The sequence below is a fragment of the Pseudoprimorskyibacter insulae genome (assembly GCF_900302505.1).
Lineage (GTDB): Bacteria > Pseudomonadota > Alphaproteobacteria > Rhodobacterales > Rhodobacteraceae > Pseudoprimorskyibacter > Pseudoprimorskyibacter insulae.
On the sequence record NZ_OMOJ01000001.1, the window covers coordinates 1,028,270 to 1,041,192 of the forward strand.

The following is a 12,923-nucleotide window of genomic DNA, read 5'->3' on the forward strand; positions in this document are numbered from 1 at the left end:
GGGATTGCCCGGACTGGCCGGCCTCATGTCAAGTCGCACGCGACATGAGACAAGCTGCGGGCTTGCTTGATGCGGGAAGGCGCGTATTCTGCGCAAACCTTGCAGGAGCGCCGCAGTGCAGAATACCCCCTTTGATACCCCGGACGTCACGCTGATCACCCCGACGGCCACGGTGGCAACGCCCACCCATGGCGGCCGGGCGAAATGTTTGCAGCGACTGGTCCGTCTGAACCTGCCGGTGCCGCAAACCGTGGCGCTGTCCTTTTCTACGGTGCATCAGATCGCGACCGGCGTCTTGCCGGATGTGGATGGGATTCTGCAACGGTTCAAGGACGGGTGCTTGCTCTGTGTGCGGCCATCGTCCGAAGATCCCGACTGGGGCGGGCCGGGGGCGGTGCTGAACATCGGGATGAACGATGCGCGGTTTGTCGAACTGTCGGACCGCATTGGCGCAGATGCAGCCGCCCAGATCTACAAGCGGTTTGTGCAAACCTACGCAATCCACGTGGCGCGGCTCGACCCGGATATCTTTGACGACATCGCCGATGATGGACAGATCGGGCTGGGCCAATCGCTGCGTGCCTATGAAGACGAGGCCGAGGAAGGCTTTCCGCAATCGCCCGCCCGCCAATTGGCCGAGGTGCTGCGATCCATGGCGCGGGCTTGGGAAGGCACGACCGCACGTCTGCTGCGTCAGGCCAAAGGTGCACCGATGGATGCGGGCCTTGGGCTGGTGGTGCAGGAAATGGCGCTGGGTCTGGGTCAAGGTGAATGCGGATCGGGTGTCTTGCAACTGGTCAACAGCCGAACGGGCGAAAACCAGATCACCGGGCGTTACCTTAGCCAAAGTCAGGGGCGCGAAGCCTTGGACGGCGGCACACGTGCGTTGTTTCTGGAACGCGATCCGCGTGGCCCGTCGCTGGAAGAACTGGCACCTGAGGCATTTGCCGAGTTGAACGCCCATGCCGCCCTGATGCGCCAGCGGCTGCGCGAGGAAATGCAGATCGAATTCACCATTGAAAACGGTGAGTTGCACATTCTGGACGGCGTGCGGGCCAAGCGCAGCCCGCAAGCTGCAGTGCGCATCTCTGTGGCCTTGGCCGAAGATGGGATCATCCCCCGGCATGAGGCGCTGCTGCGGGTCGATCCTCATGCGCTGACCGAATTGCTGCACCGTCAGGTGGCCGATGATGCCGACCGCGATGTTCTGGGGGCGGGGATTGCCGCCAGCCCCGGCGCTGCAACCGGCAGGATTGTTTTTACCGCCGCCGATGCGCAGGCCAGCGCCGCGAGGGGCGAAGCGTGTATTCTGGTGCGCCGCGAAACCGCGCCCGAGGACATTCGCGGCATGCACGCTGCCAGCGCCATTCTGACCGAACGCGGCGGCATGACCAGCCACGCAGCGGTGATCGGGCGGGGCATGGGCCTGCCATGCATCGTGGGCGCGGCCCGGATGAAATTTCACGTCCAACGCAAGAAATTGATCAGCGAGGACGGTCGCAGCCTCAGCGAAGGCGACATCATCACCATCGACGGCACATCTGGGCAGATCTTGGCTGGCGCGCCGAAAATGGTCGAAGCAGCGCAGGATGACGTGTTCCGCACCTTGATGTCTTGGGCCGATGCCGAACGCGATATCGGCGTTCGGGCGAATGCCGACACGCCCGCCGACGCCCAAACCGCCCGCAACTTCGACGCGCAGGGGATCGGGCTGTGCCGGACCGAACATATGTTCTTCGAAGAAGACCGCCTGACCCCAATGCGAGAGATGATCTTTGCCAATAGCGCTCAGGATCGCAAAGCCACGCTTGCCTTGATTTTGCCGATGCAACGCGCTGACTTTACGGAACTTTTCCGCATTATGCAGGGCCAGCCCGTCTGCATCCGCCTGTTCGATCCACCCTTGCACGAATTCCTGCCGCATGACCGCGCCGGGCTGCGCGACATGGCCGAGGCGCTGGATATGCCTGTGTCCGAAGTGACGCGCCGGGTCGAATCCATGGGCGAATACAATCCGATGCTGGGGATGCGCGGCGTGCGCCTTGGCGTGACGGTCCCTGAGATCTACGACATGCAGGCCCGCGCGATCTTTGAGGCGACTTTGGACGCCAGCCGCGACGGCGCGCCCGTGGTGCCTGAGATCATGATCCCGCTGGTATCAGCCAAACGCGAAGTTGAGATCGTGCGCACCCGCATCGATGCGGTCGCGGCGGCGGTGCGCAACGAACGGGGCAAGGATTTCACCTACCGCCTCGGCGTGATGGCCGAAACGCCGCGTGCCTGTCTGCGGGCCGAGGAAATCGCCCAGCACGCGCATTTCCTGTCCTTCGGAACAAATGACCTGACACAGATGACCTACGGCCTGTCCCGCGATGACGCCGGGCGCTTTATGTCGGACTATGTCAAACTGGGCGTCTTCAACGAAGATCCGTTCCACGTGCTGGACACCGATGGGGTCGGAGAACTGGTCAAACTGGGCGTCCAAAGGGGCCGCGCGGGCCGCGAAGGCATCACCATGAGCGTCTGCGGAGAGCACGGCGGCAACCCCGAATCTATCGCGTTTTGCCGGGCTGTTGGGGTGGATTATGTGTCTTGTTCGCCGTTTCGAGTGCCAATCGCACGGCTTTCGGCGGCGCAACTGGCGATCCGCGACAAGATGGAATCCGGAAAATATTGAATGAAATTATAGAAACTTTGCAAAAATCCGCTTGTGTGGCGGCACAGCAACTTTACCCAAGGACTTTTTCTTCTTAGACCCCAGCCCTGTACGGGGGGTTGTTAAGTTGTCTGATGAAAGGGTCTTCAAGATGCGAAATGTCTTCGCGGTCACTCTGGTTGCCATGTTGGCAGCCACGCAGTCGATGGCAGAGCTTCCGTCCTACGACGCATCTCGTTTGGTCGAACTGGAACAATGGGGCTTGAAAGGCGTATCCGCCTCGCGCCTCGAAAAGCTGTCCAAGGGCACTGGGCCCGAAGATCTGCACTACTCGCGCGATTGGCTGCAAGAGCTGCCGTCGGCCCAAGGCGGACGAGAATGGGAATGCCTTGCCGAAGCGCTCTACTTCGAGGCGCGCGGCGAAACGGTCAAAGGGCAGTTTGCCGTGGCCGAGGTGATCATGAACCGGGTGGACAGCCAACGCTTTCCCAATTCGGTTTGCGGTGTGGTCAATCAGGGAACAGGGCGCAAATTCGCCTGTCAGTTCACCTATACCTGCGATGGCCGGGCCGAGGTGATCAATGAACCCGGTGCCTTCGATCAGGTTGGCAAGGTTGCCATGGTCATGTTGTCCGGCGCACCGCGCCCGTTGACCAAAGGCGCAACCTACTATCACACCACTGCGGTCAAACCGTCCTGGTCCAGCCGCTTTGCCAAAACGGCGACGATTGGCGTGCATCAATTCTATCGCGCCGCGACCCGCGTCAGCCAGAACTGACCGGTGCTGGTTGACCTCTGAAGTCATCCGTCGCAGGGTGCGCCTCCGATCCGTGCTGACGAGGGGCGCACCATGACATCCGAAATCCATCAGGCTTTTGCACACCCTGAGGCGCGTTCTGCTGCGTCGGCCGGGGATGCGCCTTTGGACCGGATTTCCGTGCGGGACCATGTGGTCGCGGTTGAGATCGGCGCGTTTCAGGCCGAGCGTGGTAAAACCCAGCGCGTTAGCTTTAACATCGTGGTCGAGGTGCAGCCACTGTCGGCGGATCTGAACGACGATGTCGATCGCATCCTGAGCTATGACCGCGTCACCGAAGCCATCGCGCATGAGCTGGCCGCCGAACGGCTGAACCTGCTGGAAACGCTGGCGGAACGGATCGCCGATCGCATTCTGTATGAGCCTCAGGCCGTAAGGGTCTTTATTCGCATCGAAAAACTGGATCGCGGCCCCTATGCGCTAGGCGTTGAAATTGTCCGCACCGAGCGTGATGCCGCCCGTCGCAGGGCCGAAGATCAACTGGATGTGCCGCATCCGCGTGTGGTGTATCTGTCCAATGCGGCGATGGCCTCTGAAAACCTGCCCAAGTGGCTGGATGGGTTGCAGGCGCAGGACGCGCCGGTGATCCTATGTGTGGGCGGCCCCGACGTCGCCCCGCCCAAGGCGGGGCATCCCATGGCGCAGCGGCGGATTGACCTTCTGGCGATTGAACAAAACGCATGGGTTCTGGCCGCCCGCGATCCGCGCTGTGTGGTCGTGGCCACCCGGACAGAACTGGATTGGGCGATGAAACACGGTCAAATCTCGGTCTGGGCCCCGTCCAAAGTGGTCCTTGATTCGGTCGAGGGGCCGTCGAATCTGCCGCGTGAATCGGTGGCTTTGGCCGCGTGGGTCGGTCAAGAATTGGCCGCACGAGAACTGGTCATTGTGGGCGCAGAACCGCCCAAAGACGGGCAAATTTCCGCGCGTTCCGTGCCACTGGATAGCGCCACAATCTGAGTGCTTGCCAAAGGCGGGTCGTTTGGCGCATTAGCCAAATATGACGTACTATTACCGAGCGCTTGTTCAGTCTCACTCTATTCGGCCCGCCGATGCGCTGCCTGTTGCAGGCGGCTGGGGCTGGTTTACCCATGCAGAACGGCTATGCCGAACCGAGGACACGGTTGTCCTGCATCAGTCGGACTTGCCCGCCGATATTCGCGATTCCATCGCTCAGCCAAGGGCTGCCGTGGCCGGGATGTCGATGGATCGTCCGCGCATCATGGGCATTCTGAATGTCACCCCCGATAGCTTTTCCGACGGCGGCCAGCACGAAGTGCCGGCGCAAGCGGTGCAGCGCGGCATTCAACTGGTGCGCGACGGGGCGGATATGATCGACGTGGGCGGCGAAAGCACGCGCCCCGGTGCTACGACCATCTCGATCCCGGCGGAAATCGCCCGGACGGAACCGGTGATCCGGGCGCTGCGCCATGCCATGTCCGTGCCGATCTCAATCGACACCCGCAAAGGTCGGGTGGCTGAGGCCGCCTATGAGGCTGGGGCCTCGTTGGTCAATGATGTGTCGGGCTTTTCCTATGACCGGGCGCTTGGCCCGTTCTGTGCCTCGGCCAAAGTGCCGGTCTGCGTGATGCATGCGCAGGGCGATCCCGAAACAATGCAGGAAAACCCGCGCTACGATAGCGTCTTGCTGGACGTCTATGATTTTCTGGCCGCGCAATTGGTATTTCTGGAAGGCATCGGCATTCCGCGCGACCGGGTCTGGGTCGATCCGGGCATCGGTTTTGGCAAAACGCAGGCCCATAACTTGGAACTGCTCAACCGGCTGAGCCTGTTCCATTCGCTGGGCTGCGCGATCCTGCTGGGCGTATCCCGCAAGAAATTCATCGGCACGATTTCCGGCGTCAGCACCCCGTCAGACCGGGTGCTTGGCTCTGTCTCGGTGGCGCTGGCCGGGGTGGCGCAGGGCGTGCAGGTGGTGCGCGTGCATGACGTGCGCGAAACCAGGCAGGCCCTTAGCCTTTGGGAAGCGGTTCAGAACGGCGCTTGGCCCCTGTAAACAGGCGGGTCAGCGCGCCGTATTGGCTTAGGCCCATGCCCGCCAAGATCAGCACCAGCGCCCATTTCAGGCTTGGGGGGAACGGCTCGTTCAGAACGATGGCCCCAAGGATGATCGACAGGATCGGCACCTGATAGTTGACCAGCCCCATGAACACCGGCCCGGCGCTGCGGATGATCACGATGCGCAGCAAGTTGGCGGCGGCGGTGGGCAGCATCCCCAGCAGAACCACCCAGAACAGCGTAATCCCATCGGCGGCAGGCGGCAGCCCTTCGGTGATCAGGGCCACGGGGATCACAATGATACAGCCAAGGATGAAGGTCGCAGCGGTCAGGCCCACTGGGTCAATCGGTGGCAGGCGGCGCACGACGATCGAACTGATCGCGTAGCAGGCGGCGGCCCCAAGGCAGGCCAGACGGCCCCAAAGCTCTAGCGCCTCACCCGATGAGGCAAAGGCGCCGGGGCCAACCAGAACAAGGATGCCCGCGAAGCCGATGACAAAGCCGATGGTCCGGCGCGTGGTCATCTTTTCGCCCGGCACAAAGAAATGTGCCAGCGGCAGCACCATCAGCACCACGGCGGCCATGGAAATCCCCGCAAAGCCCGAGGTGACATATTCCAGCCCCCAACACAGCAGCATGAAGGGAATGGCGGTGGTCAGGCTGGTTGCGATGAACAGGGCAGGCCAATCCCGCGCGTCGGTCAGAAACAGCTTGCCGCCCCGCACCGCCCAGACCGCACCCGCCAGAACGGCGGCAAAGCCGATCCGGCCCGCAGCCAGCCACATGGGCGTGATGCCGCGCAGCGCCAGTTCCATCACCATAAAGGTCGACCCCCAGACGATGGCCAAGGCGAATAGCATGATCCAACTGCGGGCGGTGATGTCAGGGGTGTCGGACATGAAACAGGCTTTCATTTATGCCCGTCCGGTGTGACCCGGTTGGCGGCAAGGCGCAAGTCCCGCGCGGGCCGAATTTGACCGGCCAATAAAATTTGTGCGGGGCCGGGGGTCTTAGGCCCGCGCCGCCTCGTCGGCCAATGTCCATGCCAGACCATCGACCACAGCCGTGAACACGTCCGAGGTTTCCATCCGCGCGTCGGGGCAAAGCGCGGCCATGGCATCCTGCACCATGCGCATCTTGCTGGACCCGCCGACAAAGATCAGCGTTTGCACCGCCTCTGGAGGCAGGCCCGCCATGGTCAGCGTGTCCTGTGCCGCCTCAATCAACGTCGCACCCGCGTTGGTCAGCGCGGCATCCAGCGATCCGGGCGAGATTTCGGCCCCAAGCCCCCGCTCGATCATTGTCATGCGGATCATCGCCGTGCCGCCCGTCAGCCCGTTCGCGCGGATTTTGCCCTTCTCCACGGCGAAGGCCAGCTCATGCCCCAACTCATGCTCCAGCACTTCGGCCAACCGTTTCAGCGGTTGCGGCTCTACCGCGTCACGGATCAGGGCTGTCACGGCACGGCGGGTGTCGCCGGTGTAGAGGAACGGGATCTTGGCCCAAGTGGCCAGATCGGCAAAGATCGCCACCGGCATCGGCAGCAGGCCCGCGCCCATTTCGCGCTTCAACTGCCCACCATGGCCAAGAAGCGGCATGGCATGGGCCATTGAAACGGCCTGATCGAAATCCGTCCCGCCAAGGCGCACACCATGGCTTGCCAGCACCTCGATCCCGCTGTCTTGGCTGCGGAACAGGGTAAAGTCGGACGTACCGCCGCCGATATCGACCACTAGGCCCAGCTCGCCCTCGCGCGCTTGGGTGCGGCTGGCGCGGGCGGCGGCTTCGGGTTCATTGAGGAAGCGGACATCAGTGAAGCCTGCGGCGTGATAGCAAGCGCGCAAATCCGCCTCGGCCTGCGCATCGCGGGCGGGATCCTTGGTGTGAAAGTGCACCGGTCGGCCCGACAGGACACCGGTCACGGTCTGGCCCGTCTGCGCCTCGGCGCGGGATTTGATCCGCACAAGGAAGGCCGTCACGACCTCGGCCAAGGTGCGGCGCTTGCCGCCGATCAGGCGCTTTTCATGGAACAGCGACGTGCCAAGCACGCTTTTCAGCGCCCGCATATAGCGCCCGTCTTCGCCGTCAATCAGGGCTTCACCCGCCGCCTCGCCAATCAACATCGCGCCGCGATCGTTGGGAAAGAACACCGCCGTTGGCAGGGTCTCGGCCCCGTCCTCGATCATCAGGCGCTGCAACTGGCCATCTCGCACCACGGCTGCTGCGGAATTCGAGGTGCCGAAATCAATTCCGAGGGTCAATCCGTCCATGACTCAGTCCTGTTTTGAAAGCGCGGTTCGTAGCGCCGGGGGCAGGGCAGCACAATAAGAAAAAGGCCCGCAGCAGATGCCACGGGCCTTTCACGAGGTGTCTCAGGAGAGACTTAGTTCTTCGACTTGTCGACCATCTTGCCAGCCGAGATCCACGGCATCATGCCGCGCAGCTTGGCGCCGGTGGCTTCGATGCCGTGTTCGTCGTTGGCGCGGCGCGACGCTTTGATGGTCGGCTGGCCCACGGCGTTTTCAAGCATGAAGTCGCGCACGAATTTGCCCTGCTGGATGTCGGTCAGGACTTCCTTCATGGCTTTCTTGGTCTGCTCGTAGGGCAGTATGCGCGGGCCGGTGACGTACTGGCCGTATTCTGCGGTGTTCGAGATCGAGTAGTCCATGTTGGCGATGCCGCCTTCATAGATCAGGTCAACGATCAGCTTCACTTCGTGCAGACATTCGAAATAGGCCATCTCCGGTGCGTAACCGGCTTCAACCAGCGTTTCAAAGCCGCAACGGATCAGCTCAACCAGACCGCCGCACAGAACAGCCTGTTCGCCGAACAGGTCGGTTTCACACTCTTCGCGGAAGTTGGTTTCGATGATGCCCGAACGGCCGCCACCGATGGCCGAGCAATACGACAGGCCGATTTCCAGCGCTTTGCCGGTTGCGTCCTGGTGAACAGCCACGAGGCAGGGCACGCCGCCGCCTTTGGTGTATTCGCCGCGCACGGTGTGGCCCGGACCTTTGGGCGCCATCATGATGACGTCGATGCCTTCGGGAACTTCGATCAGGCCGAAGTGCACGTTCAGACCGTGTGCGAATGCAATGGCCGACCCCGGCTTCAGGTTGTCTTTGACGTATTTTTTGTAGGTCTCGGCCTGAAGTTCGTCGGGCATGGTGAACATGATCACGTCACACCAAGCTGCGGCTTCGGCGATGCCCATCACTTGCAGACCTTCACCTTCGGCTTTCTTGGCCGAGGGCGAGCCTTCGCGCAGCGCAACGGCAACGTTCTTGGCACCCGAATCGCGCAGGTTCAGAGCGTGTGCGTGGCCCTGCGAGCCGTAGCCCAGAATCGCAACTTTCTTGTCTTTGATGATGTTCACGTCGCAATCGCGATCATAGTAAACGCGCATGGCGTTCTCCTTCCGGTCTGTCTTATTCTCTGGGGGCAACATAGCCACCGTGCGGTGATGGTGTTTGCGTTTTTCATGAGTATTTGCGAGAAAGGTGAAAGATCATTCGCGATAGCGCGAAAATTTGGAGAAATCATGCTGGATGACACGGATCGGCGCATACTTCGCCAGTATCAAGCGGACCCAGAGGCCGGGGCGAGTGTCATTGCCGAGCGGGCGGGGGTGACCGCCTCGACCATGGCGCGGCGGCTGGAGCGGATGCAAAGCGCCGGGATCTTGCGCGGCGTGCGCGGCGAGGTGAACTGGCCCGCGCTTGGTTATGCGGTTGAGGTGTCGCTGCGGGTGACGCTGGACAAGACGCAGCCGCGCGCCTTTGACGAATTCATCGCAGCGGCGCGGCGCGTGCCTGAGGTGATCGAGATTCAGACCTTTCTGGGTCAGGTCGATGTGCGTCTGTCGGTCATTGCCCGCGACATGGGCCATTATCAGCAGGTTTACCGCGATCAGGTGCTGCCCCTGCCGCATATTGCCGATATCGAGGCGCTGATGCATGTGGCCCGCGTGAAATCCGACGAAAGCCTGCCGCTATGATCGAGATGGACGAGATCGACCGCGGCTTGCTGCGGGCTTTGGCGCAGGATGCGGGGGCAAGTGCAGGGGCGCTGGGGCGCAAGTTCGGCCTTAGCCAGCCCGCCGCGTGGCGTCGGATCAAGCGGCTGCGCGAGGCAGGGGTGTTCACCCGTGTGAAACTGGATCTGGACCGCGAGGCGCTGGGATTTGGCGTGACGGTGTTCCTTGGCATCAAGCTGGCCACCAAGGGCCGCGTCAGCCTTGAAGATTTCGAACGCGCGGTGTCCGCGATCCCCGAAGTGCAGACGGTTGAGCACGTGCTTGGGCTTTATGACTACCGTCTGCGCGTTGTTGCCCGCGACATCCCCGATTTCGAACGCGTGCTGCGCCGCCGGATCATGACGCTGCCCGGTGTGGGCAATGTCGAGGCAAACGTATTGCTGAGCGAAGAGCGCTTGCCCGGCCCGCTTTAACGGGTAAAGCCCGCAGTGGGCGCATTGCCGCTATGGATTGTGGCAGTCAGGGTCGAGGTATCGATCCACGCCTGAATCTCGGGCGTCAGATCGCCAAGGAAGACCACGTCGGTCAGGCGCGCCACGCTGTGCAGGGCCTTCATCTCGGGCCATGGCATGGCGATATCGTGATGGCCGATCCACGCGGCGGCGTCGTCATAATCAATCACCGCGCGGGCCGTGCTGTCACCTGCATTGACGAAGAACCGATAGCCGCGAATGCCGGGATGGCCCTCGGTCTCAACGCGGGCGGCGAGGGCCTCGATAGCGGCGGTAAAGGCCTCGGGGGTGCTTAGCAGGGCATAGGTGTTCAGGATCGTCAGGGGCATGGTGTCTCATCGGGTTTGCGTGTGGGCCAAAGCTAGGATACCCATTCTTGCAAAGGCAAGGAGGATCACATGGCTGCACTTCTCGAAACCGTAGACCCAGAAGGTCTGGAAGAATTCTCGGTCGTGTTCACCGACCGCTCGCTCAATCACATGTCGGCCAAGTTCCAGCAGGTGATGCGCGACCTGTCGTCGATGCTGAAGGATGTCTATGGCGCGGATGGCGTGGCGCTGGTGCCCGGTGGCGGCAGTTTCGGCATGGAGGCGGTGGCCCGCCAGTTTGCCCAAGACACCGATGTTTTGGTGGTGCGCAACGGCTGGTTCAGCTTCCGTTGGAGCCAGATTTTCGACGCTGGTGGCTTTGCGGGCGACACCACGGTGATGAAGGCCCGCCGGACGGGGAACACGCCCACCGCGCCCTTTGCGCCTGCGCCGATTGACGAAGTGGTCGCCGCGATCCGCGACAAGAAGCCGGGCATTGTTTTTGCCCCGCATGTGGAGACCTCGGCGGGGGTGATCCTGCCTGATGATTATATCAAAGCGCTGGCGGCGGCGGCCCATGAGGTGGGCGCACTGATGGTGTTGGATTGCATCGCTTCTGGGTGCATCTGGGTGGATATGAAGGCGACCGGTGTGGATGTGCTGATCTCAGCGCCGCAAAAGGGCTGGTCCTCGACGCCTTGTGCCGGTGTGGTGATGCTGTCGGAGCGGGCTTTGGCCCGGATGGCTGAGACCACGTCCAACAGCTTTGCCGTGGATCTGAAGAAATGGCACCAGATCATGCAGGCCTATGAAAACGGCGGCCATGCCTATCACGCGACAATGCCGACCGAAGGGTTGCTGATGTTCCGCGACGCGATGGTCGAGACGCGGGACTATGGGTTTAAGCGTTTGAAATCAGCGCAGTGGGAGCTGGGCGACAAGGTCCGGGCCTATTTGGCCAGCAAGGGCGTTGTGTCTGTGGCCGCCGATGGGTTCGGTGCGCCGGGCGTGGTGGTCAGCTATACCAGCGATCCCGAGGTGCAATCGGGCCGTGCCTTTGCCGCGCGCGGGATGCAGATTGCCGCGGGCGTGCCGCTGGCTTGCGATGAGGGCGAGGGGTTCAGCACCTTCCGGCTGGGTCTGTTTGGGCTCGATAAGCTCTATGACGTCGATGGCACGGTGGCGCGGTTGCGTGCGGTGCTGGACGAGGTGCTTTGATTTAGGTTTGGGAGATTGGATTGGGTCGACGGCTGATCGCCGCCGACCCAAGCGAAGGGCGCTGCCCCTCGCGCTCCCCGGAGGATTTATAGAAAGATGAAAGGGGCGGGCCTGCGGGCACGCCTTTTTGGTTTTTGGAGTTGCGTTTGGTGGGGCTGGGCCGAAGGGCGGTGGCTATTTGGCGCCAAGGCCCAGTTGCATCAGTGTTTTGCGGACCGGTTTCAGGGCGTAGAGCGCATCGAGGCCCTTGGCGCGGGCGTCGCGCAGCAGCGGGTTGGACAGCATCGAGGTGCGGTTGAGCACCGTGATGCCGGCCACGCGGGCGCGGATGTCGGGCATGCGCTTGCGGTGATAGGCGTCGAGCATCGCGGCGCTGCCGAGTTGGTCCGGTTGGGCGATGGCGAGGTCAAGCAGGGTGCTAAGATCCCGAAGGCTCATGTTCAGGCCTTGCGCGCCGATGGGGGGCACCACATGGGCGGCCTCGGCGATCAGGGCGAGGCGTTCGCCGCTGAGGCGGTCCGCGTGTTGCGCGATGATCGGCCAGAGCGTGCGACGGCTGGCCAATTTCAGCGGGCCGAACAGGTGGCAGGAGCGCGTGGTCATTGCCTCTTCGAAGGCGGCCGGGTCAAGGCGCAGCAGGGCTTCGGCTTTGGGGCCTTCCTCCATCCAGACGATGGCCGAGCAGGGTTGGCCCTCATGATCGGGGAGGGGGACAAAGGTGAAGGGGCCGCCAGTGCGGTGGATCTCGGTTGAGACATTACTATGCGGGATCGGGTGGGTGACGGCGAAGGCCAGTGCCTTTTGGCCAAAGCGGATGACCTGCGCGCCAATGCTTGCCGCCTCACGCATGGGCGAGCCGCGGCCATCGGCGGCCACGACCAGCGGAGTTTTGACCGTGCTGCCATCGGTCAGGCCAACCTTGGCATAGGCGGTGCGGGTAAAGAGCGTGGTGGTGCCGGTGCCGGGGCGGAAGGTGACATTGGGCAGGTTGTCCAAATGGGCGGCGATTTCGCGGCGCAGCAGCCAGTTGGGCAGGTTCCAGCCAAAGGGTTGATCCGAGATATCGCCTGCGTCGAATTCCTTGACGACGCGCGGCTCTGGCAGTTCGCCGCCCGCATCGACGATGCGCATCACTTGTAGCGGCATGGCAAAGGGGGCGAGGCGATCCCACAGGCCGATATCGGCCAGAAGCTGTTGGGATGGCTGCAAAAAGGCTGTGGTGCGCAGATCGGCCCCTTCGGCGTTCTGATCGGTGACGGGCGGGGCGGGATCAACGCAAAGGGTTTTAAACCCATTGGCACCGAAAGCTGCGGCAGCCGTCAATCCAGCGATGCCGCCGCCCGAGATCAGAATATCGTAGTCCATGGCCGTGCTCCTTTGGCCCTTATGTAGGGCAGAGCAGCGGCCTTGGCCATGC

12 protein-coding genes are annotated in these 12,923 nt (G+C 62.5%); 7 read left to right on the top strand and 5 right to left on the bottom strand.

What is annotated here, in order from left to right:
- Positions 1–115 precede the first annotated feature (115 nt).
- The 4 genes from ppdK (at position 116) to folP (ending at position 5,490) form a co-directional block, all read left to right on the top strand.
- Complete coding sequence (ppdK, locus tag PRI8871_RS05225; RefSeq protein WP_108885093.1) at positions 116–2,677, top strand: pyruvate, phosphate dikinase; 2,562 nt, start codon at positions 116–118, stop codon at positions 2,675–2,677.
- Positions 2,678–2,807: 130 nt separating this feature from the next.
- On the top strand, positions 2,808–3,434 hold the full coding sequence (locus PRI8871_RS05230; protein WP_108885094.1) for a cell wall hydrolase: 627 nt from the start codon (positions 2,808–2,810) through the stop codon (positions 3,432–3,434).
- Positions 3,435–3,506: 72 nt separating this feature from the next.
- Positions 3,507–4,433, top strand: coding sequence for a dihydroneopterin aldolase (locus PRI8871_RS05235; RefSeq protein WP_108885095.1), 927 nt, complete (start codon positions 3,507–3,509; stop codon positions 4,431–4,433).
- A 40-nt stretch (positions 4,434–4,473) separates the two neighbouring features.
- On the top strand, positions 4,474–5,490 hold the full coding sequence (gene folP, locus PRI8871_RS05240) for a dihydropteroate synthase (RefSeq protein WP_108885096.1): 1,017 nt from the start codon (positions 4,474–4,476) through the stop codon (positions 5,488–5,490).
- Here folP and PRI8871_RS05245 read toward each other — a convergent pair.
- From PRI8871_RS05245 to ilvC, 3 genes are all read right to left on the bottom strand, one after another.
- Positions 5,447–6,391 (bottom strand): DMT family transporter, encoded by a 945-nt coding sequence (locus PRI8871_RS05245; protein WP_108885216.1) that lies wholly within the window; start codon positions 6,389–6,391, stop codon positions 5,447–5,449. The genes folP and PRI8871_RS05245 overlap by 44 nt on opposite strands.
- 111 nt (positions 6,392–6,502) lie before the next feature.
- Complete coding sequence (locus PRI8871_RS05250; RefSeq protein ID WP_108885097.1) at positions 6,503–7,762, bottom strand: Hsp70 family protein; 1,260 nt, start codon at positions 7,760–7,762, stop codon at positions 6,503–6,505.
- A 113-nt stretch (positions 7,763–7,875) separates the two neighbouring features.
- Positions 7,876–8,898: a ketol-acid reductoisomerase gene (ilvC, locus tag PRI8871_RS05255; protein WP_108885098.1), complete on the bottom strand. Its 1,023-nt coding sequence runs from the start codon at positions 8,896–8,898 to the stop codon at positions 7,876–7,878.
- A gap of 135 nt (positions 8,899–9,033) precedes the next feature.
- Here ilvC and PRI8871_RS05260 point away from each other — a divergent pair, with 135 nt between their 5' ends.
- Together PRI8871_RS05260 and PRI8871_RS05265 are read left to right on the top strand one after the other, a co-directional pair.
- Positions 9,034–9,489, top strand: a complete 456-nt coding sequence (locus PRI8871_RS05260) for an Lrp/AsnC family transcriptional regulator (RefSeq protein ID WP_108885099.1) — start codon at positions 9,034–9,036, stop codon at positions 9,487–9,489.
- The gene (locus tag PRI8871_RS05265) at positions 9,486–9,941 is read left to right on the top strand and encodes an Lrp/AsnC family transcriptional regulator (protein ID WP_108885100.1); all 456 of its coding nucleotides are present in this window, start codon (positions 9,486–9,488) and stop codon (positions 9,939–9,941) included. The genes PRI8871_RS05260 and PRI8871_RS05265 overlap by 4 nt, the downstream gene beginning before the upstream one ends.
- Here PRI8871_RS05265 and PRI8871_RS05270 read toward each other — a convergent pair.
- On the bottom strand, positions 9,938–10,309 hold the full coding sequence (locus tag PRI8871_RS05270) for an antibiotic biosynthesis monooxygenase (protein WP_108885101.1): 372 nt from the start codon (positions 10,307–10,309) through the stop codon (positions 9,938–9,940). The two genes, PRI8871_RS05265 and PRI8871_RS05270, sit on opposite strands and share 4 nt — an antisense overlap.
- A gap of 69 nt (positions 10,310–10,378) precedes the next feature.
- Between PRI8871_RS05270 and PRI8871_RS05275 the strand changes: the two genes are divergently transcribed.
- Positions 10,379–11,506 (top strand): aminotransferase class V-fold PLP-dependent enzyme, encoded by a 1,128-nt coding sequence (locus tag PRI8871_RS05275; RefSeq protein WP_108885102.1) that lies wholly within the window; start codon positions 10,379–10,381, stop codon positions 11,504–11,506.
- Positions 11,507–11,680: 174 nt separating this feature from the next.
- On the opposite strand, the gene PRI8871_RS05280 is transcribed toward PRI8871_RS05275, so the two are convergent.
- Positions 11,681–12,871, bottom strand: a complete 1,191-nt coding sequence (locus PRI8871_RS05280) for a UbiH/UbiF family hydroxylase (protein ID WP_108885103.1) — start codon at positions 12,869–12,871, stop codon at positions 11,681–11,683.
- Between the last annotated feature and the right edge of the window lie 52 nt (positions 12,872–12,923).

What these genes read in the sequence shown, in the direction of transcription:
- PRI8871_RS05270 (WP_108885101.1), bottom strand. Translation starts at nt 10,309, where the DNA reads ATGCCCCTGACGATCCTGAACACCTATGCCCTGCTAAGCACCCCCGAG.
- PRI8871_RS05265 (WP_108885100.1), top strand. Translation starts at nt 9,486, where the DNA reads ATGATCGAGATGGACGAGATCGACCGCGGCTTGCTGCGGGCTTTGGCG.
- PRI8871_RS05230 (WP_108885094.1), top strand. Translation starts at nt 2,808, where the DNA reads ATGCGAAATGTCTTCGCGGTCACTCTGGTTGCCATGTTGGCAGCCACG.
- PRI8871_RS05245 (WP_108885216.1), bottom strand. Translation starts at nt 6,391, where the DNA reads ATGTCCGACACCCCTGACATCACCGCCCGCAGTTGGATCATGCTATTC.
- ilvC (WP_108885098.1), bottom strand. Translation starts at nt 8,898, where the DNA reads ATGCGCGTTTACTATGATCGCGATTGCGACGTGAACATCATCAAAGAC.
- PRI8871_RS05275 (WP_108885102.1), top strand. Translation starts at nt 10,379, where the DNA reads ATGGCTGCACTTCTCGAAACCGTAGACCCAGAAGGTCTGGAAGAATTC.
- PRI8871_RS05235 (WP_108885095.1), top strand. Translation starts at nt 3,507, where the DNA reads ATGACATCCGAAATCCATCAGGCTTTTGCACACCCTGAGGCGCGTTCT.
- folP (WP_108885096.1), top strand. Translation starts at nt 4,474, where the DNA reads ATGACGTACTATTACCGAGCGCTTGTTCAGTCTCACTCTATTCGGCCC.
- PRI8871_RS05250 (WP_108885097.1), bottom strand. Translation starts at nt 7,762, where the DNA reads ATGGACGGATTGACCCTCGGAATTGATTTCGGCACCTCGAATTCCGCA.
- PRI8871_RS05260 (WP_108885099.1), top strand. Translation starts at nt 9,034, where the DNA reads ATGCTGGATGACACGGATCGGCGCATACTTCGCCAGTATCAAGCGGAC.
- PRI8871_RS05280 (WP_108885103.1), bottom strand. Translation starts at nt 12,871, where the DNA reads ATGGACTACGATATTCTGATCTCGGGCGGCGGCATCGCTGGATTGACG.